The organism is Rubripirellula lacrimiformis (assembly GCF_007741535.1).
In the GTDB taxonomy this organism is placed as follows: Bacteria; Planctomycetota; Planctomycetia; order Pirellulales; family Pirellulaceae; genus Rubripirellula; species Rubripirellula lacrimiformis.
This window is the reverse complement of sequence record NZ_CP036525.1, coordinates 4,373,075-4,399,051: the sequence shown is the minus strand read 5'-3', so window position 1 is coordinate 4,399,051 and position 25,977 is coordinate 4,373,075. Positions and strand designations below refer to the sequence as shown.

Below are 25,977 nucleotides of genomic sequence, written 5' to 3'. Positions count from 1 at the left end.
TACGCCATCACTCCGAATCCAACGCCGCCGTCCCCCCGAATCCCGAGCGCGCCAGTCTTCCGAAATTCACTTCACCTAACGATCGAAGGTGGACTTGGACCGCAGGATGTGGTGGTAGTGCTGTGCAAAACGGTGGGACTCGTCACGGACGTACTGCAACAGCCGCAGCGCGTACGAACTCTTGCTCAGCTTGATCGATTCCGACACACCGGGACGGAAGATTTCTTCTTCGCGTTTGGCTAGCGAGATCACGGTCGGGGGCGAGATTTCTTGGTCACGGAATGCGGCCATGGCGGCATTGAGTTGCCCCTTGCCGCCGTCGATCAACAGGATGTCGGGAAACGATTCTCCCTCGTCCGACAGTCGACGGAACCTGCGCGAAACGACTTCGTACATGCTGCGAAAATCGTCGATGCCATCCACATCTTGGATGCGGAATCGGCGATAGCCGGGTTTGAACGGCAACCCGTCGATGAACTGAACCATCGACGCGACCGTCTCGCCGCCGCCCAGGTGGGCGATGTCCATGCCCTCGATAACGCGAGGCGTTTCCGGCAGCGACAAGACCTTGCGGAGTCCGGTCAGCCCCTTCTTGGGATCCACATAGAAGACCTCGGGCTGGGCGTGCGTTTCCAGTTCGCCGCGTTCTTCCAAACGATCCAGCATTTTGATTTCGTCGCGAAGTACCGCTGCGCGTTCGAAATCCAACGACTTGCTTGCCGCCAGCATCTCTTTGTTCATTTCGCTCAGCAATCGCTTCTTGCCGCCTTCCATGAACGTCTGCAACCGTTTGATGTCGCGTCGGTATTCTTCCTTGCTGATGCGAAAGTTGCAGGGCGCCGTGCATTGGTGGATGCTGTGCAGCAAACAGGGACGAAACCACTGCCAGCGTTCGTCCGATTCCGAAATGTCCAGCGTGCAAGTGCGAAACTTGAAGATCCGTTGCAAGACTTGGATCGCCCCGCGGAGAGCGCCGGCACTGGGGAAGGGACCGTACAATTTGACGCCGCGTTCTTTCGGTTCCCGTGTGACTTCGACACGAGGAAACTCATCACGCGTGGTGATCATCAGGTACGGGAACGACTTGTCGTCTTTCAAGTCCTTGTTGTGCTTGGGCTGAATGTCTTTGACCAGCCTGGCTTCCATCAACAACGCATCGACTTCACTATCGCACTGGACAAAGTCGATGTCCGCGATCTCGCCGATCCAGTTGGCTGTCCGCGAATCTTCCGCGGCGGCCTTCAAGAAATAGCTGCCGGCGCGGCTGCGCAGGTTCTTGGCTTTGCCGACATAGATCACACGGTCGGCCACGTCCTTCATCAGATAGACGCCCGGTACCTGCGGGAACGTGCGGACCTTGGCCGCTGCGTGGTCGAAACCAGTGGATTCAGGATTGCCGTCTGTCACTCCTTGCCGGCTTCCTTGACGCTGCTTGCGTCGTCGGTGTCACTTTCAAATCCGACGGGTTGGATTGGTTCGTCATCGCCGAACGCCATCTCGTCAGTGTTCTTGGATGCCGGTTCCGTCTGGCTGCCGAAAAAACCGCCCAGAATCGATCCGAAAGCCGACCCCACGGACTGTTCCTGTTCCGCTGCGTCGCCGGAGGGTTCCTTGGCCGAATCCTTATCAGACACCTTTGACGCCAACGCATTCGGATCAAGCTTTACAAAGCTGACGTCGGCAGCAACCAGTTTTGCATCACGCACCCACTGCAGAGCGACCTCGTCACCGAGGGGACGTCGAGCGATGGAACGTTGCAGCGAATCGCTGTTGATCACCATGCGACCGTCGATCGATACGATCCGGTCGCCGCTTTTCAATCCCGCTTGGGCGGCCGGCGAATGGGGCGACACGGTTGTCACCACCGCGCCGCGTACTCCGCGAACCGTATCGGTGGTCACCCCGAATGGCACCTGGGTTGAATCGCCAACCGGACCGGACAAATGGGACGTGCCCGTCATCGCTGCACGCTTCGCCGGGTTTGCCCGGCGGTCGGGTTGGTCGGGTTGGTCGGGTTGGTCGGGTTGGTCGGGTTGGTCGGGTTGGTCGGGTTTCGCATTGCGCCCGATCAAGGGAATGGTGACTGCGAAAGGCTTCCGATCGCGGAAAACCTGCAATTGGATTTCTTCACCTCCCGAAAACTGGCTCAACTGCTCTGCAATGTCGCGGCTGGTTCGTACTGGCTTTCCGTTGACCGCAATGATCACGTCGCCTACTCGCAATCCGGCTTCGTCCGCTTTGGATTCCGGATTGAATCGAGTGACTTCGACTCCGGGGACTCCGCCTCGCGGTTCGGCGACATTGATGCCGATCGTTGCCCGGCTTTGGGATGGGGCCTTGGGATCATCGCGATCGTCTTCATCGCCTGGCCGGCGAAGGATCGATTTGCCTAGCGATGAGTCGCTCTCTGGATCGGCGTCCTGGTCCGCGTCACCGTCCTCGTCGACCGGACTGACGCGGTTCAGCGATGGGGCTCGGCTTGGATCCGTATTTGGCGATCGGGGCGCCGTATTCGGTGGGGCGGGTGGTCGGTATTGTGGCGCGGCCTGGGATCGAGCCTGGATTCGGCTCTGGATCCGCCGAAACAGACCCTGCGCGTCGCTGGACGGGGAATCGGCGATCAGCAGTGCAAAGACCAAAGGTGCGGCGAAGCATGCGAAGAAGATTCGGCGAAACATCGATCTGACTTTCCGTGAATGGCACTGATTTGTAGACTCCCGCCCGGCTGCATTCCTCGCTAGCCGTCGAGGGAAGCATGGTAGGCCGGACCGCCAGCCTCTGAAATCGGCTCCGCAGTCCGCTCGCTAGGACGAACCGTATGATAGGGGGAACCTGGCGATATGAAAAACCGCCACAAACGGGAATCCTTTTGGAAAGAGGCGATTGATGCGTTCGGAAACGTTGACCTACCAGACAGAATCGCCGCGACCCGAGTTGTTGCAGCAGCTGCTGCCACCGCTGTTAGCGAATCTGTCGCTAGGCCGCGCACAGATTGCCATCGACCAAATTCGTAGCGTGTTCCAGGACACGACCACTGGAAGGTTGATTTTGGTGACCGCTCGGACTGCCGCATCGACGCCCCCCCCGACGCCCGTATCGCCCGCATCGGACCCCAGTTCGGCCGCCAGTTCGGCCGCCAGTTCGGCCGCCAGTTCGGCCGCCAGTTCGGCCGCCAGTTCGGCCGCAGGTGGGAAACCGTCCGATCCAGCCGTCCAGGATGCTGTGCCGGGGGCGGTGGTCGCCGCCGCCATCGCGATTCAACCCAACGGCGGGCTCGCGAAGGGGGAATCGCCGGACGATCCGGTGCCCCAAGACTCCGTCACGATCGTGCATGCCGGGTTGGTGCTGCGTGAGCCGGCGATCTCTGGCGACGTGGATCGCATCATGGGCCAGTTGGCAGCGGCTGTCGATCAAGAGCTGGCCAGGCGGACGGTCCGCTTTGTCCAATGGGCGACAGACCCGCTGCTAGACGGGGATCGGCCTCCCGAAAATGGTGAATCCCCGGAAAGTGCCCCCGAAGACACAGATCCAGCCGACGCGATGGCGGGGTGGTGCCAGGCGTTTTCGATGGAGCCGATTGCGACACTGGAATACATGAGCGGGCCGATCGACCAGGCAACCCAGCTTGGCGTCACCGCATCCACCGGCCGCCCATCGCCCGCCGCAGACTCGGATGCGTCCGCCGATGTCAGTCCAGACGCCCAGCGGCCCCGCCAGCCGATTTCCGGTGATCCGGCCTCGGCTACGCTTCAGTTTTGCCCGCTGGACTGGTCGGATGCATCCAAGTCCCTTGCATCGTTTGCCGATGTGGTTCAGCGGACTTATCTGGAAACGGCGGACTGCCCACGGCTGAACGAGTTTCGGACCGTCCAGCAGACTTTTCAGGGATACCGGGCCGCCGCGGCATTCGATCGCCGTTTCTGGTTCACCGTCACCGAAACATCGGGTTCCTCCGCCGCCCCCCAACCGATCGGCTGCATCATTCTGGGTGTGCATGGGACCCAGCAGGTTCCAGGTACCGACGAACCACCATCCAAATCCGACCCGACCCCCACGCAGAGCGAGGCCGGTGGCACCCAGCGAGTCGATCCAGCACCGGGTGACGGCAGTCCCCCTCCGCCGCCCGTAATTGAACTGGTCTACATGGGGCTGGTCCCCGAGGCGCGGGGGCGCCGATTGGCTGGCCATTTGATCGCTCACGCGATGGCCTGCGGTCGGTCGATCGGTGCCCAGCGGATGATCTTGGCGGTCGACCGCGGCAACGACGCCGCAAAGCAGCTGTACCGCCGCGCGGCGATGGAGCCGATGATGGCCGAAACGGTTTGGTGCAAATCGTTGGCGTCAAGTGTTTCCCGGGCCAATCATGCCGCCCACTTCCAATCTTCATCCACCGGTGATCGGTAAAGTCCGCACGGGTAAGATGTTACGGCCGCAAACTAAATCCAGGATTCTGGTTCGCCGGTTTCAGCCGACACATTATCCACAACCACGCAAAGTTTCCGGACCGGTCTCAGGGGATCCGGCGGGACCAAATTCCCAAGCATCAGAATCGGCGTTTTTGGGTCAACTGCATCGTCAATCGCCTTCACATTTTCTAAACTTAGCTTTCTCTATCCAACAGCATTTGACTTGAATGCTAGCAACCATAGAATCTTGCCTCACGCCGGCAGGAGAGTAGCTCGTCAAAGGCGTGAAGCGAACGAGAGGCAGTGTTGCTGCCCAGTTAACAATGAGTGGAGCTAGGTTGGTGACCTTTTCAGTGCCAACGCTTCGGTAAGCTTCTTGTTCGCAAACCATCGACGCCATTCGCGTGGGCGAATAGACACCCGTCGATGTTTTTGGTTGGTCCGCGAAACGTCCATGAAGGAGGATTGCGCTACCGGTATGTCTGCTCCGCACGGCTGCACCGACGACAGGGACGTTGTCGCACATTTCAAGGAAGCGCTTGAACAACGCATCGGTGCAGATCGATTCCGAATGTGGTTTACCCACGGAGTCTCTTTTGCGGTAGCGAACAAGTCCGACGAAACTCGGGCCAACGAAAACCAAGGCGTAGAGAACCAAGCAGACACCGAACCAGCAGCGACTGCCGATAGCAGCATCGTCCGTGGTTGCGTGATGGTCCGCGTTCGCGGCCAGTTTGCACTCGATCGACTTCGCAAGAACTTCTTGAACGAACTTCGAGCCGCAGCGATGCACGCTTGCGGATCCTCGACTCACGTTGCCGTTGAACTGGCACAGCCCGAACCGGCTCAAGCCGATCTGCCTCTGCTAGGCGAGGATGCCTCGGCCAGCCGAGCGACCCCGTCTTCGGAAAACGATTCGTCGCATCCCGCTGCAGGCAACCTTGTTGCAGGTGATGCTGACACCGGCAAGCGTGACACCGGTACGGGGGAAACACAGCAGCCATCGGCCGGCGGGGCGCGTCGTCGTGGTGAACTGACTCGAGGCCGCAGCAAACGCGGTCAAGCGGCGTCCGGTTCTTCGTCGCGTGGACGCACCATGTCGATGTCACAGCTGGTCGCCCACGGTGCTGGCACAGCTCGCGAACGGCGTCGTCCACCGGTCGTCGATTCGGCCGCCATGCTGGACATGCCTTCGGAGTTCACGTCGGCAACCGCGCAACCGAAATCCAAATCATCTGCGACCGGCAAACGATCCAGCCGAAACGCCGCGGGCCAATCCGCCGCCAACAACGCCGCGGGAAGCAACGCTGGTGCTGGTTCCGCCGATGGCAAAAAGTCGGCTGCACCTCAGCGGCCCATGAATGCGTCGACGTTCGTTTCGGGTTCGTGCAACCAATTGGCGTTCACGGCGATGACGATGGTCTGCCAACAACCGGGGCTGGCCAGTCCGTTGTTCTTGTGCGGTCCGTCGGGAACCGGCAAGACGCATATGTTGTCAGCGATCGCGGACCAGTTCCGTCGTCGGCATCGGATGCGTCGGGTGATGCACTTGTCGGCCGAACAGTTCACCAACGACTTCATCACGTCGGTCGGTAACAGCGGCATCACATCGTTCCGTCGTCGATACCGCGAAGTCGATGCACTGTTGATCGACGACGTCCAGTTTTTGGGATCCAAGAAGGCGACGCTACGCGAAGTGTTGTACACCGTTGAAACGTTGGCCAATGCCGGTCGACCTTTGATCTTCAGCGGCTCGCACGCTCCCACCGAAATCCAGGGACTGACTCAGGAATTGGCCGGCCGGATGGCCAGCGGACTGGTTTGTCCCGTCGGGGCATTGGACCTGACCACCCGCCAAACCATCCTGCGTCGTTGGCTTGGCGATACCTGTCAGTTTCCGTTGGACGACGACATGGTCGAGCAACTGACGTCGATGTTGGCCGGTGACGGACGCGTGATCAGTGGCGTGGTCAACACGATCAATTTGCTGCAGCGGATGTATGGCCGGAACCCGACGATGGACGAAGTTCGCCGCTTTGGCGGAGACGTGCTGCGATCGGCCAAACCGGTTGCCAGTTTGTCGGTGATCGAAACCGCCGTTTGCGATGCGTTCCAGTTGCCGCTGGACGTGCTGCGAAGCCGAACGCAAACGCGAGCGGTGACCGAGCCACGGATGTTGGCGATGTATTTGTCGCGTCAGATGACGTCGGCCGCCTATACCGAGATCGCACGTCACTTCGGCGGCAAATCCCACAGCACGGCCATCGCAGCCGAAAAGAACGTCAAAGGTTGGATCGAAAAGGGCAAATCGATCGGCCGTGGCCAAACCGCCATGTCGGCTCAGGAAGCGATCGAACGGATCGAAAGCCTGATGCGAGCCTAGCAACCAGCGATCAATCGGTGTCGCGATCAAAGTCATCTGGCCCCCGCCGCGCAGCGGTTTGCGGGGGAGAGAGTTCGAGAGAGGGGGAAGAAAGAAACGACACTTTTTTCTCGCACAACCTTTAGGGGGCTGGTTCCGAAATAAGCCTGCTTCGACCTTTCAACGGCTTGCATATTCTGGGCTCTGGCGACACGATGAAATGCCAACCCTTCCTTTCCACGGACCGGAACGATGATTTCTGACGAGAGCCAATTTCGATTTAAGAAGAAGAAGAAGGAACCGAGCGCAGCCGAAGTGCTGGCCCGCGAACCGCCTTTTGATCTGGATGCGGAAATGGGCGTCTTGGGCAGCGTCCTGCTGCTGCCGGAAATCTCCGACGAAATCGCGTCGCTAAAGGCGGAAGACTTCTACAGCGACGCCAATCGCAAGATTTATCACGCGATGCGTGAAATGTACGATTCCGGCGAAAAGATCGACATCACGCTGTTGGTTTCCCGGCTGCGCACCCAAGGGGACTACGACTCGGTCGGGGGGGCTGCGTACCTGGCCCAGTTGTCCGGTGCGGTTCCCAACGCGGCACACGCGGTCTACTACGCCGACATCGTGACGGAAAAGTCGGTTTACCGACGTTTGATCAATTCCAGCACCGAGATTCTTCGCGACGCGTACGAACAGACCGGCACGGCCAAGGAACTGTGTGCCCAGGCCGAACAGAAGGTCTTTGCGATCATGGACGGTCGTTCGTCGCAAAGCGTGCACAGCATCAGTGATGTGTTGCACCAGGCGATGGACCGCATGGAAGCTCGCCTGCGAGACGAATACGTCGACGGTGGTGCCGAAACGGGGCTGAAGGGTTTCGACGATATGACCGGCGGGCTGCACAACGGCGAGCTGATCATTTTGGCCGCACGTCCATCGATGGGCAAAACCGCGTTGGCGATGAACATTGCCGAACACTGTGCGATTGTGCAACGCGCTCCGGTGCTGTTCGTTTCCTTGGAAATGTCCGGGATCGAATTGGCCGACCGGATGCTGTGTTCGCTGGCTCGTGTGAACGGTCACCGGCTTCGTAACGGGTCGATTTCATCGGACGACCGAGACCGTTTGATTGGCAAAGCGAATGAGATCAGTGAGGCGCCCCTGTACGTCGACGATTCACCCAGTCGAACGGTCAGCGAAATTGCCGCCACGGCCCGACGGATCAAGCGTCGCCAGGATGCTTTGGGGTTGATCGTGATTGACTATTTGCAACTGATCGATCCCGACAACTCGCGTGACCCTCGGCAAGAACAAGTCGCCAAGATCGCGCGTCGTCTGAAAGGGATGGCGCGGGAACTCGAAGTGCCGCTGCTGTGTCTGTCGCAGCTGAACCGGCAGGCCGAAGAGGGCAAAGATCACCGCCCGAAACTGAGCCACCTGCGTGAATCGGGTGCTATCGAGCAGGATGCCGACGTGGTGATGTTTGTTCACCGCGAAGAATACTATCACCGGGGCGAAGACAAAGCACAGTTCGCTGGCCAAGCCGAAATCATCATTTCGAAACAGCGGAACGGTCCAGTCGGCGACGTCGAATTGACCTGGGAAGCCGAGTTCACCAAGTTCAGTGACCGGGCCCCCGACCGACACAGCGAATTCGACGGTCTGGCAGAGTTCGATAATTCGGGCATGTAGTTTCCCCGTTTTTCGGTCGCTGTACCTTGGACGCGTGATTGCCGGATCGTCGTCGCTCCGCTCCTCCATCCGGCCTACTTTGTCGTTTAACCGCGTGCCCACCGGGCCGCGCGTCCCCGCACCGGAGCGCTAGGCCGCGCCGATTCAATCCACGGTCTAGCTTGCGTCGCTGTACCTTGGACGCGTGATTGCCGGATCGTTGTCGCTCCGCTCCTAGATCCGGCCTACTTTGTCGTTTAACCGCGTGCCCATCGGGCCGCGCGTTTCCGCACCGGAGCGCTAGGCCGCACCGATCCAGTCCACGGTCTAGCTTGCGTCGCTGTACCTTGGACGCGTGATTGCCGGATCATCGTCGCTCCGCTCCTCGATCCGGCCTACTTTGTCGTTTAACCGCGTGCCCACCGGGCCGCGCGTCCCCGCACCGGAGCGCTAGGCCGCACCGATCCAATCTACGGTCCAGCTTGCGTCGCTGTACCTTGGACGCGTGATTGCCGGATCGTCGTCGCTCCGCTCCTAGATCCGGCCTACTTTGTCGTTTAACCGCGTGCCCACCGGGCCGCGCGTTTCCGCACCGGAGCTCTAGGCCGCACCGATCCAATCCACAGTCCAGCTTGCGTTGCATACCTTGACGCGTGATTGCCGGATCATCGTCGCTCCGCTCCTCGATCCGGCCTACCCTGTCGTTTAACCGCGTGCCCACCGGGCCGCGCGTTCCCGCACCGGAGCGCTAGGCCGCGCCGATTCAATCCACGGTCCAGTTTGCATCGCTGTATCTTGGACGCGTGATTGCCGGATCATCGTCGCTCCGCTCCTCGATCCGGCCTACCCTGTCGTTTAACCGCGTGCCCACCGGGCCGCGCGTCCCCGCACCTGTACGTTAGGCCGCACCAAGTCATCGCCTGCGGCGTTCACCTCGCCTGGCGGGCTTCCACGGCACCGCCATAGATCTCGTGGATCACCAATGTCGCCATCCCAAACATCAACGGGATGATGTAGTACAGGGTCCGGAAGATCAGCACCGACGCCAACACAGAGTCACCGACCGATTCCTTCAACAGCGCCAACAAAATCACCTCTAGAACCCCTAACCCGCCCGGCACTTGGCTGATCAGCGAAATTGCGATCGCGGCCAGGTAGGCCGCCAGCACCAAGGCGAACGGGACGGGCGATGTGCTGGGCAGCACCAAGTACAACGCCGTCGCAGAGATCAAAAGGTCGACCGCGGCCACTGACGCTTGGACAGCCATCAGCCCCGGTTCGGGTGGTCGCAGGTGCAGCTTTCCGATCGGCCAAGGCTTGCGCCAAAACACGCAAACCAACAGGTAACCGATCGCCAGCGACAACAGGATGATGCCCAGTGTTCGCATCCCAAACGGCAACGTGTAGGGCGGCGGCAACTGGATCGGTACCAAGACCAATACGGTCCCGCCCAGAAACCACAGACCGCTCCAAAACGTCAGCCCCAGAACAGAGATCAGCACCACGATCTGGCTGGGCGACAGTCCCCATCGACTGTAGAACCGAAACCGGATCGGCGCACCGGCCAAGAACGTTCCGAAGTTATTGCCCAGCGTGAACCCCAAAAACGATACCAACGCGACTCGCCGCAGCGGAATCGAACGGCACAGGTACCGTAGCGCCAGCAGGTCGTAGCTGATCAATAGCCCATAGTTCAGTGCGATCAGGAACGCAGCGAATCCAAGGTAGATCGGCGGGACACCGGTCAGCCCGGTTTGAAACTGTTCCCATGTGATCGACGATGCCTCGTGAATCAGCAACCGTACCGCCAGCGTGAACAGCACCAGGGCCAGCGCGGGGCCCGCAAGCGTACGAAGATTGATCTTGGCCAAGGGGACCGCCGTGGGAAAAGCGAATTCGAGTCTCGAGTTGCCGCCGTTATTCTAGGACAATTCGATAGCCGATTCGGCCAAGGTCCCAAAGGGCACATTTTCGAGGGAAGTTGCCTGTTGGCAAGACGGGACGTTCCGTCGCAAATCCGCATCGGATTGTCGGTGGTGTCCCGGGAAAAAACAGTGTCCATGCGACTTTGGACCGATTGACCCGAGAATTGTGGTTGCAGCGATTTGCACCCGTCCTGGCAACAAACCGTTTCGACAGGCAAACTAGGGATCGTGCAGGACACGTCCCGCCGCTGGAATCCAGTTGGGATCGACACGAACGATTCGCATCGATCAGCAATTGGTGGATCGAAGCGGGGCTGGGTGGCCGACCTACGACGACACTTTCTCTTTTTTCTCGATGGCAGTGATATGAAAACGGTGAAGCACGAACTCGTGGTCCTTGGCGGCGGTCCCGCTGGCTATGTCGCGGCAATCCGCGCTGCCCAACTGGGGATCGATGTCGCTTGCATCGATGAAAACTCGCAGTTCGGTGGTACCTGTGTGCGAGTCGGTTGCATTCCCAGCAAAGCCTTGTTGGAATCCAGCCACGTGTACGAATCCACCCAGCATGATCTGGCCGACCACGGGATCAGCGTGGGCGATGTCAAGTTCGACTTGTCGGCCATGATGGAACGCAAGAAAAAGATCGTCGATCGTCTGACGGGGGGGATCGACATGCTGTTTAAAAAGAAGGGGGTCACGCCCTACTGTGGTCGTGGCAAGTTCCGCGATGTGAACACGGTCGAAGTCTCGCTTAGCGATGGCGGCGAAGCGGTCCAAATCACGGCCGATCAAGTGTTGGTGTGTGCCGGCAGCCGCCCCGCCAGCATTCCGCCGGTCGAAGAGGACGGGGATCGAATCGGCAACAGCACGACCGCGTTGTCCTTTCCCGACGTTCCCAAACGTTTGGTCGTCATTGGTGGCGGATACATCGGGTTGGAACTGGGCAGCGTGTGGAAACGGCTGGGCAGCGAAGTGATCGTGTTGGAAGCCATGGACCGCATCCTGCCGGGCTTGGACGACGAACTGGTCAAACTGGCTTACCGAACGTTTAAAAAACAAGGCATCGATTTCCGTACCGGCACCTTTGTCCAATCCGCCAAGGTTCAGGGCGACAAATGCATCGTCGCCATCCAAGGCGGTGAACCGATCGAATGCGATCGTGTGCTCTTGGCGACCGGACGGACTCCGGCCACCGATAACCTTGGGCTGGAATCCATCGGCCTGGAAACGGACAATCGCGGATTCATCTCCGTCAATAAGAACTTCGAAACATCAGTCGAAGGTGTTTATGCAATCGGTGACTGCATCGGCGGTGCCATGTTGGCGCACAAAGCGATGGAAGAAGCGGTCGTGTGCGTCGAGCGAATGGCGGGCATCAAGAGCCACATGAACTACGACGTGATCCCAGCGGTGGTGTACACCCATCCCGAGATCGCCATGGTCGGCAAGACTGAACAACAACTGCAGGACGAGGGCATCGAATACAAGAAGGGCATTTGTCCGTTCGGTGCCAATGGACGTGCACAGACCCTCGGCGACGTCGACGGGCGAGTGAAGATATTGGCCGATGCGAAGACCGACCGAGTGTTGGGAGTTCACATCATCGGGAACCGCGCCGGTGACCTGATCGCCGAAGCGGCTGCCGCGATGGAGTTTGGTGCGTCCAGCGAAGACATCGCGCGGACCTGCCACGCCCACCCAACGCTATCCGAAGCCGTTCACGAGGCGGCCCTGGCCGTCGACGGCCGCGCGATCCACACCGCCTAGCCGTCGCCCACGAATCGGCGATTGCTTTCGTAGCGGAAGTCGTCAAGACTTTCGATGAGCCGCTGGCCGTGAGCCCACGGGCAATTCCGCGCCGCTTATCAGCCTGTTGATTCAGTTAGCTGCTTAGACGCTAGCCTCGGTTTCGTCACCGACAAACCCGGGCTAGCTTTCGTAGCGGAAGTCGTCAAGACTTTCGGTGAGCCGCTGGCCGTGAGCCCACGGGCAATTCCGCGCCGCTTATCAGCCTGTTGATTCAGTTAGCCGCTTAGACGCTAGCCTCGGTTTCGTCACCGATAAACCCGGGCTAGCTTTCGTAGCGGAAGTCGTCAAGACTTTCGATGAGCCGCTGGCCGTAAGCCCACGGGCAATTCCGCGCCGGTTACCAGCCTGTTGATTCAGTTAGCCGCTTAGACGCTAGCCTCGGTTTCGTCACCGATAAACCCGGGCTAGCTTTCGTAGCGGAAGTCGTCAAGACTTTCGATGAGCCGCTGGCCGTGAGCCCACGGGCAATTCCGCGCCGGTTACCAGCTTGTTGATTCAGTTAGCCGCTTAGACGCTAGCCTCGGTTTCGTCACCGATAAACCCGGGCTAGCTTTCGTAGCGGAAGTCGTCAAGACTTTCGGTGAGCCGCTGGCCGTGAGCCCACGGGCAATTCCGCGCCGGTTACCAGCCTGTTGATTCAGTTAGCCGCTTAGACGCTAGCCTCGGTTTCGTCACCGATAAACCCGGCCTAGCGACCTGTTGACTTAGTCATTTTCCAAAACTTAGCGTGCAAACCATCATCCGAAGCGTGAGCGAGAGATCACATCCAATCCCTCGCTCACGCAGCGGGTTAAGAAATCTGCAGGGCGCTAGCGCCTAAACGACTGACATTAAAATTTGAGACTGGATTCAATCAACCGGACGGCTTGCACCGCTCGGCCAAAAATTCAATGGCCAATCGCTGACTTGGCAATGCATTGGCAATGATCTTGCAATCACGCTTTTTGCGATGAAACAGAAAAGGGGCGGAGCCATCTTGAAGTTCATTCACACCGCAGACATCCACTTGGACAGCCCGCTGCGGGGACTCTCCAGCGACGGTCCAGTTGACCAGATCCGAATTGCGGTTCGCGAAGCCCTGGTCAACCTTGCCGAACTCGCGGTTCGCGAAGAGGTCGATTTCGTCCTGATCGCGGGCGACATCTACGATGGCACCTGGGACAAAGCGGATACCGGTCTGTACTTTTTGAAGTGGTTGGATCGGCTACAGAAAGCGGGCATCAGCGTTTATGCCATCAGCGGCAATCACGACGCGGCGTCCAAGATGGTCAACGTATTCCAGTTGCCGCCGAACCCCAGCGGCCACCCGGTGATGATGTCGTCTCAGACCGCCGAGACGTTCTTGTTGGATGATTTGGATGTCGCGATCCACGGCCGCGGTTTCGCTCAACAAGCCGAGGCCGAGAACCTGGTTCGCCAGTACCCGGCGGCCGTTCCGGGGAAGTTCAACATCGGCATGTTGCACACTTCATTGGACGGTGCGGCCGGCGGTGTCCACCATCGCTATGCTCCCTGTGTTCCCAGCGATCTGATTGGCCGCGGGTACGACTATTGGGCGCTCGGGCATATCCACACACGCAAACACCATCACAAGCCCGGCCAGTCGCCGATCGTCTTTCCCGGCAACATCCAAGGGCGGCACATTCGCGAATCCGGACCGAAGGGATGCGAGGTGGTGACCGTCGATGACGACGGCACTGTAACCCTGGACTTCGTGCGTTTGGATGTGTTCCGTTGGGAGGTGTGCACGGTCGATGTCGATTCCGCCGAATCGCCTGACGAACTGCTGACACGTTTCGCCGCGGCGATGCGTCAAGTCGCGGCCAATAGCGACGGCTTGCCGATGGCGGTGCGTGTGATCGTCACCGGCACCAGCGTCGCCCATGACGACTGGCTTGCCGATACCAACCGTTGGACCGACCAAATACGCGCCGATGCGATCACGATCGGCGGAGCAAATGTGTGGGTCGAAAAAGTACGCTTCGACACTCGCCCGACTCGCCGGCTGACAAGCGAAGATGTCGAAAGCGGCCCGATTGCCGAACTGTTGCGGCTGTTTGACGAATTGGAATGTGACGACGAACTGACGATGCTTGTGGACGCCGAACTGGACGATCTGCGAAACAAACTACCCGACGAACTGATGACCGGTGACGATTCGATCGCTCCCAAAGGCGACCTTGGACGTGTCCGAAGCTTGCTGTCGCAGATCCAGCCGATGGTGGTTCATCGATTGCTAAGCGAGGAGGTGTCATCATGAGGTTTTTGCGTCTCGATCTGATTCGTATCGGTCCCTTCGCCGGCCGAACCTTGACGTTTGATCAAGGTGAATTCGGACTGCACCTGATCTACGGCCCGAATGAGGGCGGAAAGAGTTCGTCGCTGCGCGCCCTGAGCCAATGGTTGTTCGGAATCAAAGGCGAAAAGAGTTGCCGCGACCACTTCCTGCACTCGCATAACGAGCTACGCGTCGGCGGTGTGATTGAAAGCGAAGCGGGACAGACTCTGGAGTGCATTCGTCGCAAGGGCGGTCAAAAATCGCTCCGCGCCGGTGACGATAAGACCGCCGTCGATCTGGACGACTTGCACGCGATGTTGCACGGGATCGACGAAAAGCAATTCGCAACTCAGTTTGGCATCGATCTGGAACAACTGGTCGATGGCGGCATGTCCATCGTGCAGTCGGGCGGTGATCTGGGCCAGTCGTTGTTCGCCGCCGGCAGCGGGACCGCAGGTGTCAATCAGTTGGTCAAGTCGCTGGATGCCCAGTGCGAACAATTGCTGAAATCCAGCGGCACCCGAGCGGCCGTCAATGCCGCGATCATCGATCTGAACAAAGCTCGGAAAGCGCTCAGTGATGCCAGCGTCCCCAGCAAACAGTGGCAAGCGATCCGTGATTCGCTGCACGATTCGATCGATAAACGGAAACGCCTGGACGACGAAATCGTTGAACTGGAAAGCCAACGCGATCGCTTGGACCGCATCCACCAGTCGCTTGCAACGATCAGCAGCCTGAAAGATGCGCGTGCAGCGTACAGCGAACTTGTCGATGTGCCGGCGCTGCGCCCCGATTTTTCATCGCAACGTGCCGAAACCGTGGCGGCACTGACCGCGGCCAAGGCTGCGGTCCAATCGGCGCAGTCCGAACGCACGTCGATTGCCGAACGAATCGACGGACTGCTTGTCCCGCAGGCGATCCTGGATCAAGAAGCTGCCATCGCGGACCTGTACAAGAATCTGGAACGATACCGCGAGTGGCTTCGAACCTGCCCGGGACTCGAATCGGAACGTCAACTGCTGAAGACCCGGATCGATCGCGTTTTAACTCAGCTAGGGCGACAGACCGGTGACGTCGGTAGCGATGGTGCGACTGCGGACGGTTCAGGTGCCGACGGTCCGGGAAATCTTCGAATCGGGATCGCCCAGCGGCAACGCATCGTGGAATTGGCCGAGCAACGATCGGGATTGATCCAGTCGGCGGTCGAGGCGAAGGCCGATGTCGAAGAAAAGGCGAGACAGCTGGACATTGAAACCCAGGGACTCGCTGCTCTGCCGCCCAGTGTCGATACCACCCAACTGCGAAGTGCGATCGACGACGCGCAGAAACTCGGTGACTGTGACCAACAACTTGCTGAGGATCAACAACGACTCGGCGGATTGATCGAGCGTAGCGGACTGTTGCTGAAACAGTTGCCGTTGTGGAACGGGACGTTGGACGAACTGGAAAGCTTGCCGCTGCCATCGCTAGATTCCATCACCCGTTTTGCCAGCGATTGGAGTTCCGCGGATCAGGCGATCGATGCATTGGCCGGCGAGATTCAGACGTTGGAAGACAGCATCGCAGCCGCCGAGGCTCAGCTCAATGCGCTGCAACTAAGCCAAGATGTTCCAACCGAAGAAGAACTAACCGACGCACGCGCCCAACGCGACCGCGTCTGGCAAACGATCGCTGCCAACCTATCCCGTCCGCCCGCCACGGTGGATGCAAGTGATTCTGCCGATCAGTTTGAAACGCTGCTGCGACGTGCTGATGACATTGGCGATCGTTTGCGCCGGGAAGCCGAGCGGGTTGCCCAAAAGTCGCGACTGATCTCCGACCGAGACGGTTGGACACAGACCCTGGAAACGCGTCGGGCGCGGCTGGATGCAGCCCGTTGCAATCGCCAAAACTTGGTCGACGATTGGAAAAGCCTTTGGATGCTGGCCAACATCGATCCCCGATCACCGCTGGAAATGCGCGAATGGTTGGCCTCACACGGGCAATTGGTCGAACTGGCCGATGCGATCCGGAATCAGACGCTGATACGCGATCAAACCTGTGAACGAATCCAGCAACATCGCACGACGTTGTGGAAACGCTACTCGGAAACCTTTCCAATCGATTCACGCGACCTCGACATCAACGACGTTGATCCGGCGAGCGGTTCGAATGGCGACTCGGCTGTTGGATCGGACGATCCGCTCCGGCAGGTGATTGATCGATGTGCGACGCGTTGCAAGTTGCTGGATTCCATTTCCACCAAACACGAACAGCTGTCCGCACGCATCGATCAGATTCGATCGCAACAGGCAGCATCGCAGGCTAGGTGGGACGACGCCAATGCGAAACAGGCTCGATGGCAACAGGAATGGTCGGTCGCAGTGGACGCGCTGGACGGTAGCGCCGATCTGACAGCCGCCCAGGCGCTGGCGATGCTGCAGGCGATCGACCAGGTTGCCGCCGATATTGATAAGTCAGCCGAACTGGCCAATACGTGGTCGAACCAACGTCGCTTGATCGAAGAATTCGAAGCCTCGGTTGACCAACTGTTGCAGCGACTCGATGTGTCACCAAGTGAAACCCCGAAGGACCAAACGGTAGCCGATCTGCACGTCCAGCTTCGACATGCCCGGGAACAGAAGGCGACTCGGGACGGATTGGTCGTTCAACGCGATCGAGTCGAACAGCAACTGTCGGATGCTCTCCAGTCTCAATCCAAGCTTGCCGAGATGCTCGACCAAATGCGACGCGAAGCGGGCTGCGATAGTGTGGATGATCTCCCCGAGGTCGAGCGTCGATCGGCAGAGCGTGGTCGGATCGAACAACAGATCGATTCGCTGGAAAAACAGCTTCGGCAATCGGCTCAGGGGACGGAGATCGACGCTTTCATCGCGGCTGCGGATGCGGAAGACGCCGATCGGTTGGTGCCACGAATGGCACAGTTGGACGAAGAAATTCAACGCGTCAAAGTGGAACAGAAAGATCGTTCGGAATCGATCGGCGGCCAACAGAAAGACCTGGACCGGATGGACGGCAGCGGGGATGCGGCGAAGGCCAACGAAGACGCTGAAATCGCGTTGGCTCAGGTCCGCCAGCATGCCGAAACCTACACTCGCGTGAAGCTGGCCTCGGTCGTGTTGAAACGTGCGATCCAGCGCTATCGAGAACAGAACCAGGGGCCGCTGATCGACCGAGCCAGCCAGTTGTTTGCAAAACTGACGCTGGGGGCATTCGACGGCCTGCGCAGTGACTTCGGTGACGATGGCCAGCCGATCATCGTCGGCGTCCGAGGCACCGGGGGGGCGAATTCGGAAGCCGACTCAAGCCAGCCGGCACTCACCGGTGGTCCGTCGCTGGTGCCGGTGGACGGGATGAGCGAAGGGACCTGTGATCAAATGTTCCTGGCCTTGCGAATCGCATCCTTGGAACAGTATTTCGAACATCATCCGCCGGTCCCATTTGTCGTGGACGACATTCTGGTGAAGTTTGACGATGCCCGTTCGGCGGCCGCGATGGAGGTGCTAGCCGAGCTATCCGTGAAAACTCAGGTGATCGTGTTCACACACCATCAGCATTTGATCGACGTCGCGCGAGGATCCGTGCCGGCGGACCGGTTGTTCGTCCAGTCGCTCGAAGATGCGAGCCCGTATCGGCAGACTTCCCAGGCGTCATCGGGAACATCGGCAAAGGTCGCGGCAAAGGCATCGCCAAAGAAGAAATCCAAACCGGCAAAGAAGAAGTCTGCGGCACCGGCAAAGGTGGCTTCCGTGCCCGATTCCCAACAGGACGGATCTGCAAAAAACTCGGGAGAACTGTTCTAAGACTGCCGAAAACTCGACTGCATTCGGCCACATTCGAGTCGCAATTCCGTGGGCGATCGCACGCGAAGGGCGTGGTCCACCGATCGCGCCAACCGGCACAGTTTGCATTTTCTGGTGATGTGGCGGTCCAAACAAGCCAAAAACGTTCGCGATCTGGTCCGGGGTGGGCTTGGACCACCGAAAGCAAGACGCTAAACTCCGCCCCATGGAATGGCGATCCCACATCGGCGACCCGTCATCCCACCGCAGAAGACGGCGGCATAGCTCAGCTGGTTAGAGCAGCGGAATCATAATCCGCGTGTCGGGGGTTCGAGTCCCTCTGCCGCTATTTCATGGGTCAGACAACCCGAGACACTTAGAGCCGAATCCCGGAATGGCCGGGGTTTGGCTTTTTTCTTGGGATGCCTCTTTCGTGATGAGTCGCCGGAATTTCTGTTGCTAGAGTGTTGCCGACTGGAACCTGCCCCTTCAGCCATCCATCGCGGCATCCGGTTTGGGGCCATGGAGATGGGATCGTGCTTGGGCCACTTGTTGAGCAGGCCGCTGGACCGTCACTAGAACATCTTCGCGGCCGAATTGGCCTAGATGCGGCGGTTCGTAATTGTCCTGAGCCACCTTCGTTTAACTCTCGTCGGGCAGTCGAGGCTGCGATCAACCGGCGCGGCACAAATGGCATCCAGCCAAGCTGGTGATCGCCCCTCGCCTGGGATCGGGATGTATCATGCATGGGTGGTGATTCCGTCAACACACCATCCCCCAAGTCCGTTCCGAGCCGAGTTTTGATGTTGGGAAGCTTGCGTGAGAGGGCGGAAACTCGATCGCTTTTGCACAGGAGAACAGCATTACGAGTTCGGCTTCCTGCTATCGCTTAAAACCCTACTTCCGTAACGTCGGTCTCGTTTGCACGGTCGCGTTTGCGATCATGGGGCTGGCATCTGTTTTCGTCGCATACTTCAACGTCGACCATTCGTTTGCAAGGCCGCTGCATGCTGCGACTGGCTTCGGTTTGTTCTGGTCTTGTTTTGTCCTCTTGGGCGTATGGCTGGTTGCGCTTCATCGGCGATACCGCCTTTACGTATCCGAGCAATCCATACGACAATGCGGCGTCGTGCGCGATCGCACCGTTAAGATCGTGAATCTTGACGAAGTCCAATGGCGTCGATTTCCCGCTGGCGGAAGCGTGCGACTTTCGGGACCCGATGGAACGATCAAGATCGAACTTGGGAGCTTTGTCCGATGCCAACGTAATGATCTGATCTCGTTTCTGCGTGAGTCCATTCCGGATGAACGTCAGACGGGATGGGCCGAATTCGAACAACAATTTCGGGACAGTCCAGAACGGGGTCGGCTGAGTCGACGTTCCTCGTGGATTCTGGTATTCGTGCTGGGCTTCCATGCGATCGCATTCTTCTTGATGTGGGCTTTTGATTTTGGCGCTCGATTCCTACTGATCGCAATCGTCAACCTCGCATTCGCTGTACACCTGCGTCGAGGAATGCGAAATTCACCGTCGAATGCCAATGGTCGCGATCCGGCAAATGCACCCGAGCCGCAGAGTGGGTCGTTTTGAGTGACCGCGATCTCTCGTCACGATCATAGAGATCGCAACCGTTCGCTGTGTGACAAGTCCGTTCCACCTTGATCGCCGTTCAATGAATCCATACCAGCCACCGATCGCCAGTGCTAACAAGACGGTTGGCTCGACTCGTTGGATTCGGGGTTTCTTGATTCTCAACGGCGTGCTGATGGCGATCCCTGTTTTAATCGCTCTCTTCACGTACGTATCGCTGAAAATCGAATTCGCGATGCAACCGAACAACATCAACGGTGATCCGGTCACCTATCAGCACGAACTCGTCAGCGTTCCCGGTTCGGTGTGGCCAATCGTTGCGTTCTTTCTTGTTCCAAACCTGATCTTGCTTACCAAGTTCACGCTTTCGGCAGTGGGGCAAAGACGAGGTGCAAGCGGCTAGGCGGCGGTTGGCGGTTGGATTTGGTCTGTAGGATGGCCTTTCAAGGCCGTCTTGTGCTTAAGTTTGGGTGGATGGCGGCCTGGAAAGGCCGCCCTACTTTGGGGGCGATGTGGTGATTCTCTATTCCCCGCTGTTGGCCAGATTCTTTTTCCCCTTTTTGCTCGGTCCACTTTGGCCTACCCTTCTTGAACATTCGTAAACATCGTGGATGAGATGGTTAGAATAGCCGTCGTCCTTTGTCCGGCACGAAATTAAAATTTCCATCCGAAGACAAATGACTATCGATTTCCAAGCAACGAATTCATCGCTCGGTGCTCACAGGTGTTGATCGCAGGGCGGGCGCTGAAGGCCCTGCCAAACCGCGCATCCAGACGGGAGCTCACTTGATCGCTTTACGAAAGCCACGATTCACGATCGCTACGATGTTGCTGTTGACGGGGTTGATCGCGATTGCAATCTCGCATCTGCGTACGTCGACTGAGCTGGCACACGTGCAATCCGAATTGACGCAACTCCGGAATGACTCGACGATCCTGGACGCGGATGACGATTCGATGATTCATGCGATCGCATTACCGACCTACGGACCACTGCAGTGGCGATGGAAGATTCAACTGCCCCGCGATGGCACCTATCGATTGCGGTACGCTTTCGACAACATTCCTGAGTCCGGTTTTCCTGCGAAGTCACAAGCGATCGATGGTGCCTTCCTGGATGCCTACGCGAAACCTCTTCAAGGTGGAGTTCCGTTTACGTTGGATGTTGGCATTTTTCAGGACGCCAGCGGCGTCTGGCAGTTCCAAACAGACAATGGCCAGCGCGGTCCTCGATTTCCCATCCATCACCATCCCGCTTGGCTAGATAGGAAAGAGAGCGTTGGCTGGGGATTCCGTGTGTATGGCAAAAACCAAACGGTTTCCTCCGACAGCGACATGCCGCGGATGCTATTTAGCGGCAGGAAGAGCAAGATGCTACCGGGTGGTGCATCAACGGTTGAAATGAATCCTACCGATGGACTGCTGATCTGGATCGAACGCAAATCCACCCCAACTCCACCTGGACCGTGACTGGGGCTTCCGTTTGACAGGTTCGCCTCGGCTTGCGATCTGGATTGCGGCGGCTGCCGCGTAAGGCGGAATCTGTGTTGGCAACGAGCGATCAATCAGTGTCGTTTCGTTCTTCCCCCCTCTCTCTAACTCTCCTCCCCCGCAAACCGCTGCGCGGCTGGGTTGAGATGACTTTAGTCGCGACACTGATTGATCGCTCGTTGCTTGATCCACAGCACGCGGCGGATTCTCTCCATTGGGATTCGTCGGAATTACCCGACTGCCACTCGCGTTCAGTGCACTGCAGCGGTTTTGAAATGGAATCGTCGATCGCTTTGCGATTGCGTGAATTGGGAATCGTGGTAGCCTGAGTTGTTGGCCTGCGCGAAACGAGCATCCAGATGCCGGTAGCGGTTCCCCACCTCTTTGGTGGTTGGAACGTCGTCTTTTCGCGATTCGCGGTTCGTTCTGGCCGGAGATTCTCTCCGACAGACAAACGGCAGCAGGCCTGTCGATGGCCCAAGGAGGCGATCATGGTCGACGGTTTTGCCAAGGCACCGCGTTATGTCTTGAAGGATGGTTCGCGTCCGACTTGCCCGTCTGTTTTGCAGGCGTCTTCGGACTCGGTGGCAACCGTTGTTTTCGGATTTTCGGATAAGCCTGAATACGACGCTTTCCAAGCGGCTAGCTCGATCGCACTGACGCCCTATCCGCTGGTCAAAGGGTATTTGCAGAATCAAATCGAACTGGATACGGCAGCGTTGAATCTAGTCGTGGTCGATGCGACCGCTGCTGGACAACCCATTCTAAATGCCGCGACGTTCGAATCGGTTTTGGAATCATTTCAGTTAAATTCGGACACCGTCGCGATTTCCCACCGCTTGGTTTTTGACGAGTCGGCAAGCGGGTATCGGATCGAGGAGTCTTCCTTGGTCCCCGGTACCGGACCAGTGGCATGACCGCGATTCGTTCCGGGCGATAGCGGCGGACGGTCCACTCATTCCCACAGCGGACTGGCGAACGAATCGACGCCATCTTTGCGGCGAGCTACTGCTTGCGCTTCGCGATCGATGGGAAAGAGGTCCAGACTCACGTCAGATGTTGGGAGGCCAGCGTTGATCACCAGAAACTCTGATTCACTTTTACTCGAACCGTGCGATATCACGCCTTCCCAACCGGACTGGGAAGTCATCGGCGTCTTCAATCCTGCGGTTGCTGCGGTCGACGATGGCATGGTCATGCTGGCGCGTGTTGCCGAGCGGCCTAGCGAACGAAGGTCGGGATGGACCTCGCTTCCACGCTGGGAAAGCAGCGGAGAGCCGGTGGTCGATTGGGTCCGTGATGAGGACCTGCGACTTACCGATGCGAGAGTCGTTGCATTGGACCAGAGCGGCGATCTTCGGCTGACGTCGGTGTCCCATTTGCAAATCTTTCGTCAGTCGCGCAGCGCCCCTGACCTTTGGGAATTCGTTGGTCGGTTGTTGCCCGAGCACGCGTGGGAAGGCTTCGGAATCGAAGATCCGCGGATCACGAAAATTGATGATACTTTCTGGATCACTTATGTCGCGGTTTCCAAATCGGGCGCCGCGACCGCGCTGATGTCTACCAAGGACTTCCAGCGGTTCAAGCGGCACGGGATCATCTTCGCCAGCGAAAACAAGGACGTCGTGCTGTTCCCCCATCGGATTGGCGGCGACTATGTAGCGTTTCACCGGCCAAACCCAAACTCGCATTTTTGCGCTCCGCAAATCTGGATCGCTCGGTCACCCGACCTCATCCATTGGGGACGGCATGAACCGATTGTTGGTGGGGTCCAACCGTGGGAAGGCGATCGCGTCGGTAGTGGTACGCCACCGGTATTGACCGACGAGGGATGGTTGATGCTGTATCACGGCAGTGCAACGTCGGAAGTGGCGGGCATCGTCGGTTGCTATTCGGCGGGAGCGTGCTTGTTTGATCGCGATGACCCCACCCGCGTGGTCGCTCGATCGCGTGAACCGATCATGTCACCGACCACCGAATACGAAACGAACGGCTTTGTGCCCAATGTTGTCTTTCCAACGGCCTTGTTGGATTTCGGTGACGATTGGCAGTTGTTCTATGGCGCTGCCGACACTTGTGTCGCGGCGACCCGGTTTTCGAAGCAGTCAATCTCGGACTCGCTACTGCCAATGCTGGGCAAACCCTAAAGCGGACTGATGCTCTCCGTTCAACCAAAGCGTCGGCCCCCTTCAAGATAGGTATCAACCATGACTAAGCCCGAATTTCAAAAGATCGCTTTCGTCGGCGACTACCTGCCGCGCAAATGCGGTATCGCTACGTTCACTCACGATTTGCGAACCGCGATCGTCAAAGCATCCGGTGCCCCGTGCATGGTTGTTCCGGTGAATGACATCGTTGCAGGGTATGCGTATGACAAAGAAGTGCAATTCGAAATCATCGAGCAGCAGCTGGAAGACTATCACGCTGCAGCCGATTTTTTGAACTTCAGCAACGTCGATATGGTTTGCTTGCAGCACGAGTTTGGAATCTACGGTGGGCCCTGCGGAAGTCACGTCTTGGCGCTGTTGCAGGACTTGCGAATGCCTGTGGTGACCACGCTGCACACCGTTCTTTCAGAGCCAAGTCAAACGCAGCGTGCGGTCATGATGCAGTTGATCGAGCTGTCGACACGATTGGTTGTGATGACCGAGCGAAGTCGGAAAACTCTTGTCGAAACCTACGCGGTTGACATCCATAAAGTGGACTTGATCGCCCACGGAATTCCCACGGTTCCCGACACCGACCAGAAAGTTCTGAAGGAACAGTTCAACGTCGAAGAGAAGGCGGTCGCGCTCACCTTTGGGTTGTTGTCACCGGGAAAAGGGATCGAGCACGTCTTGCAAGCGATTCCGGAAATCGTTTCCCGATTTCCAAACTTTATCTATCTGGTACTGGGTGCAACGCACCCCAGTTTGATTCGCGAGCAAGGGGAACGGTACCGGATCAGTTTGGAACGGATGGCGAAAGAGCTTGGCATTACGAAGCACGTCAGTTTCTACAACCGATTCGTGGAACTGGAAGAGCTAACGGAGTTCATCGGTGCAGCAGATCTTTACATCACGCCCTATCTGAATGTTCAGCAGGCCGTTTCGGGAACGCTCGCGTACGCGTTTGGTTGTGGTCAGGCGGTGATCTCGACACCCTACTGGCATGCCGAAGAATTGTTGGCCGATGGACGCGGTGTTTTGGTACCGTTCGCGGATCCACCTGCCATCGCTCGTGAGGTGATCGGATTGCTTGCCGATGACGATCGTCGCTTGGCAATGCGAAAGCAGGCTCACCGGTTGGGCCGAAGTATGACGTGGGATCATGTTTCGCAGTCGTACCTTGCGTCGTTTCGCCAAGCACGCGAAGAACATCGAAGTCAGCGAAAGCCACTGGCCGTTCGCACGCTTGATGAGCAACCGTTGGCGCTGCCTCAGATGCAACTTGGCCATTTGGACCGTCTGAGTGATTCCACCGGTATCGTTCAACACGCGATCTACACGATTCCCGACCATGACCATGGCTACTGCACCGACGACAATGCGCGCGCACTGATTCTGACCGTGCTGCTGGAAGAATTGGGCAAGGATTCGCCAGTGGTGCATTCGTTGGCATCGCGATACGCCGCATTCTTGAATGTGGCGTTTAACCGCGACACAGCCCGGTTCCGCAACTTCATGAGTTTCGACCGATGCTGGTTAGAGGACGATGGATCGGACGATTCGCAGGGTCGCGCCTTGTGGGCGTTGGGGACTTGCGTCGGCCGTTCGCACCGCGGAGGAATGGCGGCTTGGGCAAGTGAGATTTTTCAGCTTGCGCTGCCTGCCTGCGTAGCGACCAGCTCGCCGAGAACCTGGGCCTTGGGGATCATCGGGATTCACGAATACTTGCGACGTTCCGGCGGTGATCGCTCGGCAGCAGCCATGAGTCAGAAGTTGGCCGATCGTCTGCTAGAGATGTACGACCGCGTCGCGACGGATGAATGGCCTTGGTTCGAAGACATTGCAACGTACAACAATCCCAAGCTATCGCATGCGTTGATCGTCCATGGGCGTCGGACGGCAGATCAGCGATCGATCGATATTGGGGTGCAATCGCTTCGTTGGCTTTGTAAACAACAGCTTTCGCCACAAGGCCGCTTCCGGCCGATTGGATCCAACGGTTTCAGTCGCGAGGGCCGAAAGACGGCGGTCTTCGACCAACAAGCGATTGAGGTTCACGCGATGGTTTCGGCATCGATCGAAGCCTATGCGGCTACCAAGGACCCGTTTTGGAACGAGCAAGCGCATTTGGCCTTCGATTGGTTCTTAGGACGCAACGACCTGGGCCAGCCGATTTACGACGCATCGACGGGCGGGTGCTTCGATGGGTTGATGGAGGGGCAAGTGAATCAGAATCAAGGTGCCGAATCCACGCTGGCGTTCCTGCTTTCGTTGGTTGAAATGCGTGGGCTTAGCGCCACCGAAAGATTTACATCCGCGTCGTCCAAGCAGCTTTCGTCATGAGCGGCGTTTGCCGTTTGGGCGGTGCTGGCTAGACGCGACAGGAGAGAGGTCGCTGGCTCGGTTGCCTCCCCATGTCCAAACAACTGCCGAACCGTCACAGGCAATTGCTGCATTGCCTTTTGATCATGCGTTGGCGTGCTGCATGCGTGAACGTCGTCGGCGTGGTAGATCG

General features: G+C 58.3%; 15 protein-coding genes and 1 tRNA gene. 12 read left to right on the top strand and 4 right to left on the bottom strand.

What is annotated here, in order from left to right:
- Positions 1–75 precede the first annotated feature (75 nt).
- Entirely contained in the window at positions 76–1,407 is a 1,332-nt protein-coding gene (locus tag K227x_RS15320; protein WP_246145827.1) for an excinuclease ABC subunit UvrC, read from the bottom strand.
- Entirely contained in the window at positions 1,404–2,678 is a 1,275-nt protein-coding gene (locus tag K227x_RS15315) for a PDZ domain-containing protein (RefSeq protein WP_145170764.1), read from the bottom strand. Before K227x_RS15315 ends, K227x_RS15320 begins: the two co-directional genes overlap by 4 nt.
- Positions 2,679–2,886: 208 nt before the next feature.
- Between K227x_RS15315 and K227x_RS15310 the strand changes: the two genes are divergently transcribed.
- From K227x_RS15310 to dnaB, 3 genes are all read left to right on the top strand, one after another.
- Positions 2,887–4,404 carry a GNAT family N-acetyltransferase gene (locus K227x_RS15310; protein ID WP_145170762.1) on the top strand — a complete coding sequence of 506 codons (1,518 nt, stop codon included), beginning with the start codon at positions 2,887–2,889 and terminating at the stop codon, positions 4,402–4,404.
- Between the two features lie 573 nt (positions 4,405–4,977).
- On the top strand, positions 4,978–6,789 hold the full coding sequence (locus K227x_RS15305; protein ID WP_218933275.1) for a DnaA/Hda family protein: 1,812 nt from the start codon (positions 4,978–4,980) through the stop codon (positions 6,787–6,789).
- A gap of 231 nt (positions 6,790–7,020) precedes the next feature.
- On the top strand, positions 7,021–8,460 hold the full coding sequence (gene dnaB / locus K227x_RS15300) for a replicative DNA helicase (RefSeq protein ID WP_145170758.1): 1,440 nt from the start codon (positions 7,021–7,023) through the stop codon (positions 8,458–8,460).
- Positions 8,461–9,368: 908 nt separating this feature from the next.
- Here dnaB and K227x_RS15295 read toward each other — a convergent pair.
- Positions 9,369–10,310, bottom strand: a complete 942-nt coding sequence (locus K227x_RS15295; RefSeq protein ID WP_145170756.1) for a lysylphosphatidylglycerol synthase domain-containing protein — start codon at positions 10,308–10,310, stop codon at positions 9,369–9,371.
- A gap of 420 nt (positions 10,311–10,730) precedes the next feature.
- On the opposite strand from K227x_RS15295, the gene lpdA reads away from it, so the two are divergent.
- The 4 genes from lpdA to K227x_RS15275 all read left to right on the top strand — a co-directional run bounded on the left by lpdA (position 10,731) and on the right by K227x_RS15275 (position 18,582).
- The gene (gene lpdA, locus K227x_RS15290; RefSeq protein ID WP_145170754.1) at positions 10,731–12,131 is read left to right on the top strand and encodes a dihydrolipoyl dehydrogenase; all 1,401 of its coding nucleotides are present in this window, start codon (positions 10,731–10,733) and stop codon (positions 12,129–12,131) included.
- Positions 12,132–13,122: 991 nt separating this feature from the next.
- Positions 13,123–14,433 carry a metallophosphoesterase family protein gene (locus tag K227x_RS15285; protein ID WP_145170753.1) on the top strand — a complete coding sequence of 437 codons (1,311 nt, stop codon included), beginning with the start codon at positions 13,123–13,125 and terminating at the stop codon, positions 14,431–14,433.
- Positions 14,430–18,254 carry a YhaN family protein gene (locus tag K227x_RS15280; RefSeq protein ID WP_145170752.1) on the top strand — a complete coding sequence of 1,275 codons (3,825 nt, stop codon included), beginning with the start codon at positions 14,430–14,432 and terminating at the stop codon, positions 18,252–18,254. The genes K227x_RS15285 and K227x_RS15280 overlap by 4 nt, the downstream gene beginning before the upstream one ends.
- Before the next feature lie 254 nt (positions 18,255–18,508).
- Positions 18,509–18,582, top strand: a tRNA-Met gene (locus tag K227x_RS15275).
- 540 nt (positions 18,583–19,122) lie between these two features.
- Here K227x_RS15275 and K227x_RS30610 read toward each other — a convergent pair.
- Positions 19,123–19,650 (bottom strand): hypothetical protein, encoded by a 528-nt coding sequence (locus K227x_RS30610; RefSeq protein WP_218933274.1) that lies wholly within the window; start codon positions 19,648–19,650, stop codon positions 19,123–19,125.
- Between the two features lie 256 nt (positions 19,651–19,906).
- Here K227x_RS30610 and K227x_RS15270 point away from each other — a divergent pair, with 256 nt between their 5' ends.
- The 5 genes from K227x_RS15270 (at position 19,907) to K227x_RS15250 (ending at position 25,805) form a co-directional block, all read left to right on the top strand.
- The gene (locus K227x_RS15270) at positions 19,907–20,227 is read left to right on the top strand and encodes a hypothetical protein (protein WP_145170750.1); all 321 of its coding nucleotides are present in this window, start codon (positions 19,907–19,909) and stop codon (positions 20,225–20,227) included.
- A 383-nt stretch (positions 20,228–20,610) separates the two neighbouring features.
- Positions 20,611–21,294, top strand: coding sequence for a hypothetical protein (locus K227x_RS15265; protein ID WP_145170748.1), 684 nt, complete (start codon positions 20,611–20,613; stop codon positions 21,292–21,294).
- 512 nt (positions 21,295–21,806) lie between these two features.
- Complete coding sequence (locus K227x_RS15260; protein ID WP_246145826.1) at positions 21,807–22,232, top strand: hypothetical protein; 426 nt, start codon at positions 21,807–21,809, stop codon at positions 22,230–22,232.
- A gap of 156 nt (positions 22,233–22,388) precedes the next feature.
- Positions 22,389–23,462, top strand: coding sequence for a glycoside hydrolase family 130 protein (locus tag K227x_RS15255; protein WP_145170744.1), 1,074 nt, complete (start codon positions 22,389–22,391; stop codon positions 23,460–23,462).
- Between the two features lie 60 nt (positions 23,463–23,522).
- On the top strand, positions 23,523–25,805 hold the full coding sequence (locus K227x_RS15250; RefSeq protein WP_145170742.1) for a glycosyltransferase family 4 protein: 2,283 nt from the start codon (positions 23,523–23,525) through the stop codon (positions 25,803–25,805).
- Positions 25,806–25,977 lie beyond the last annotated feature (172 nt).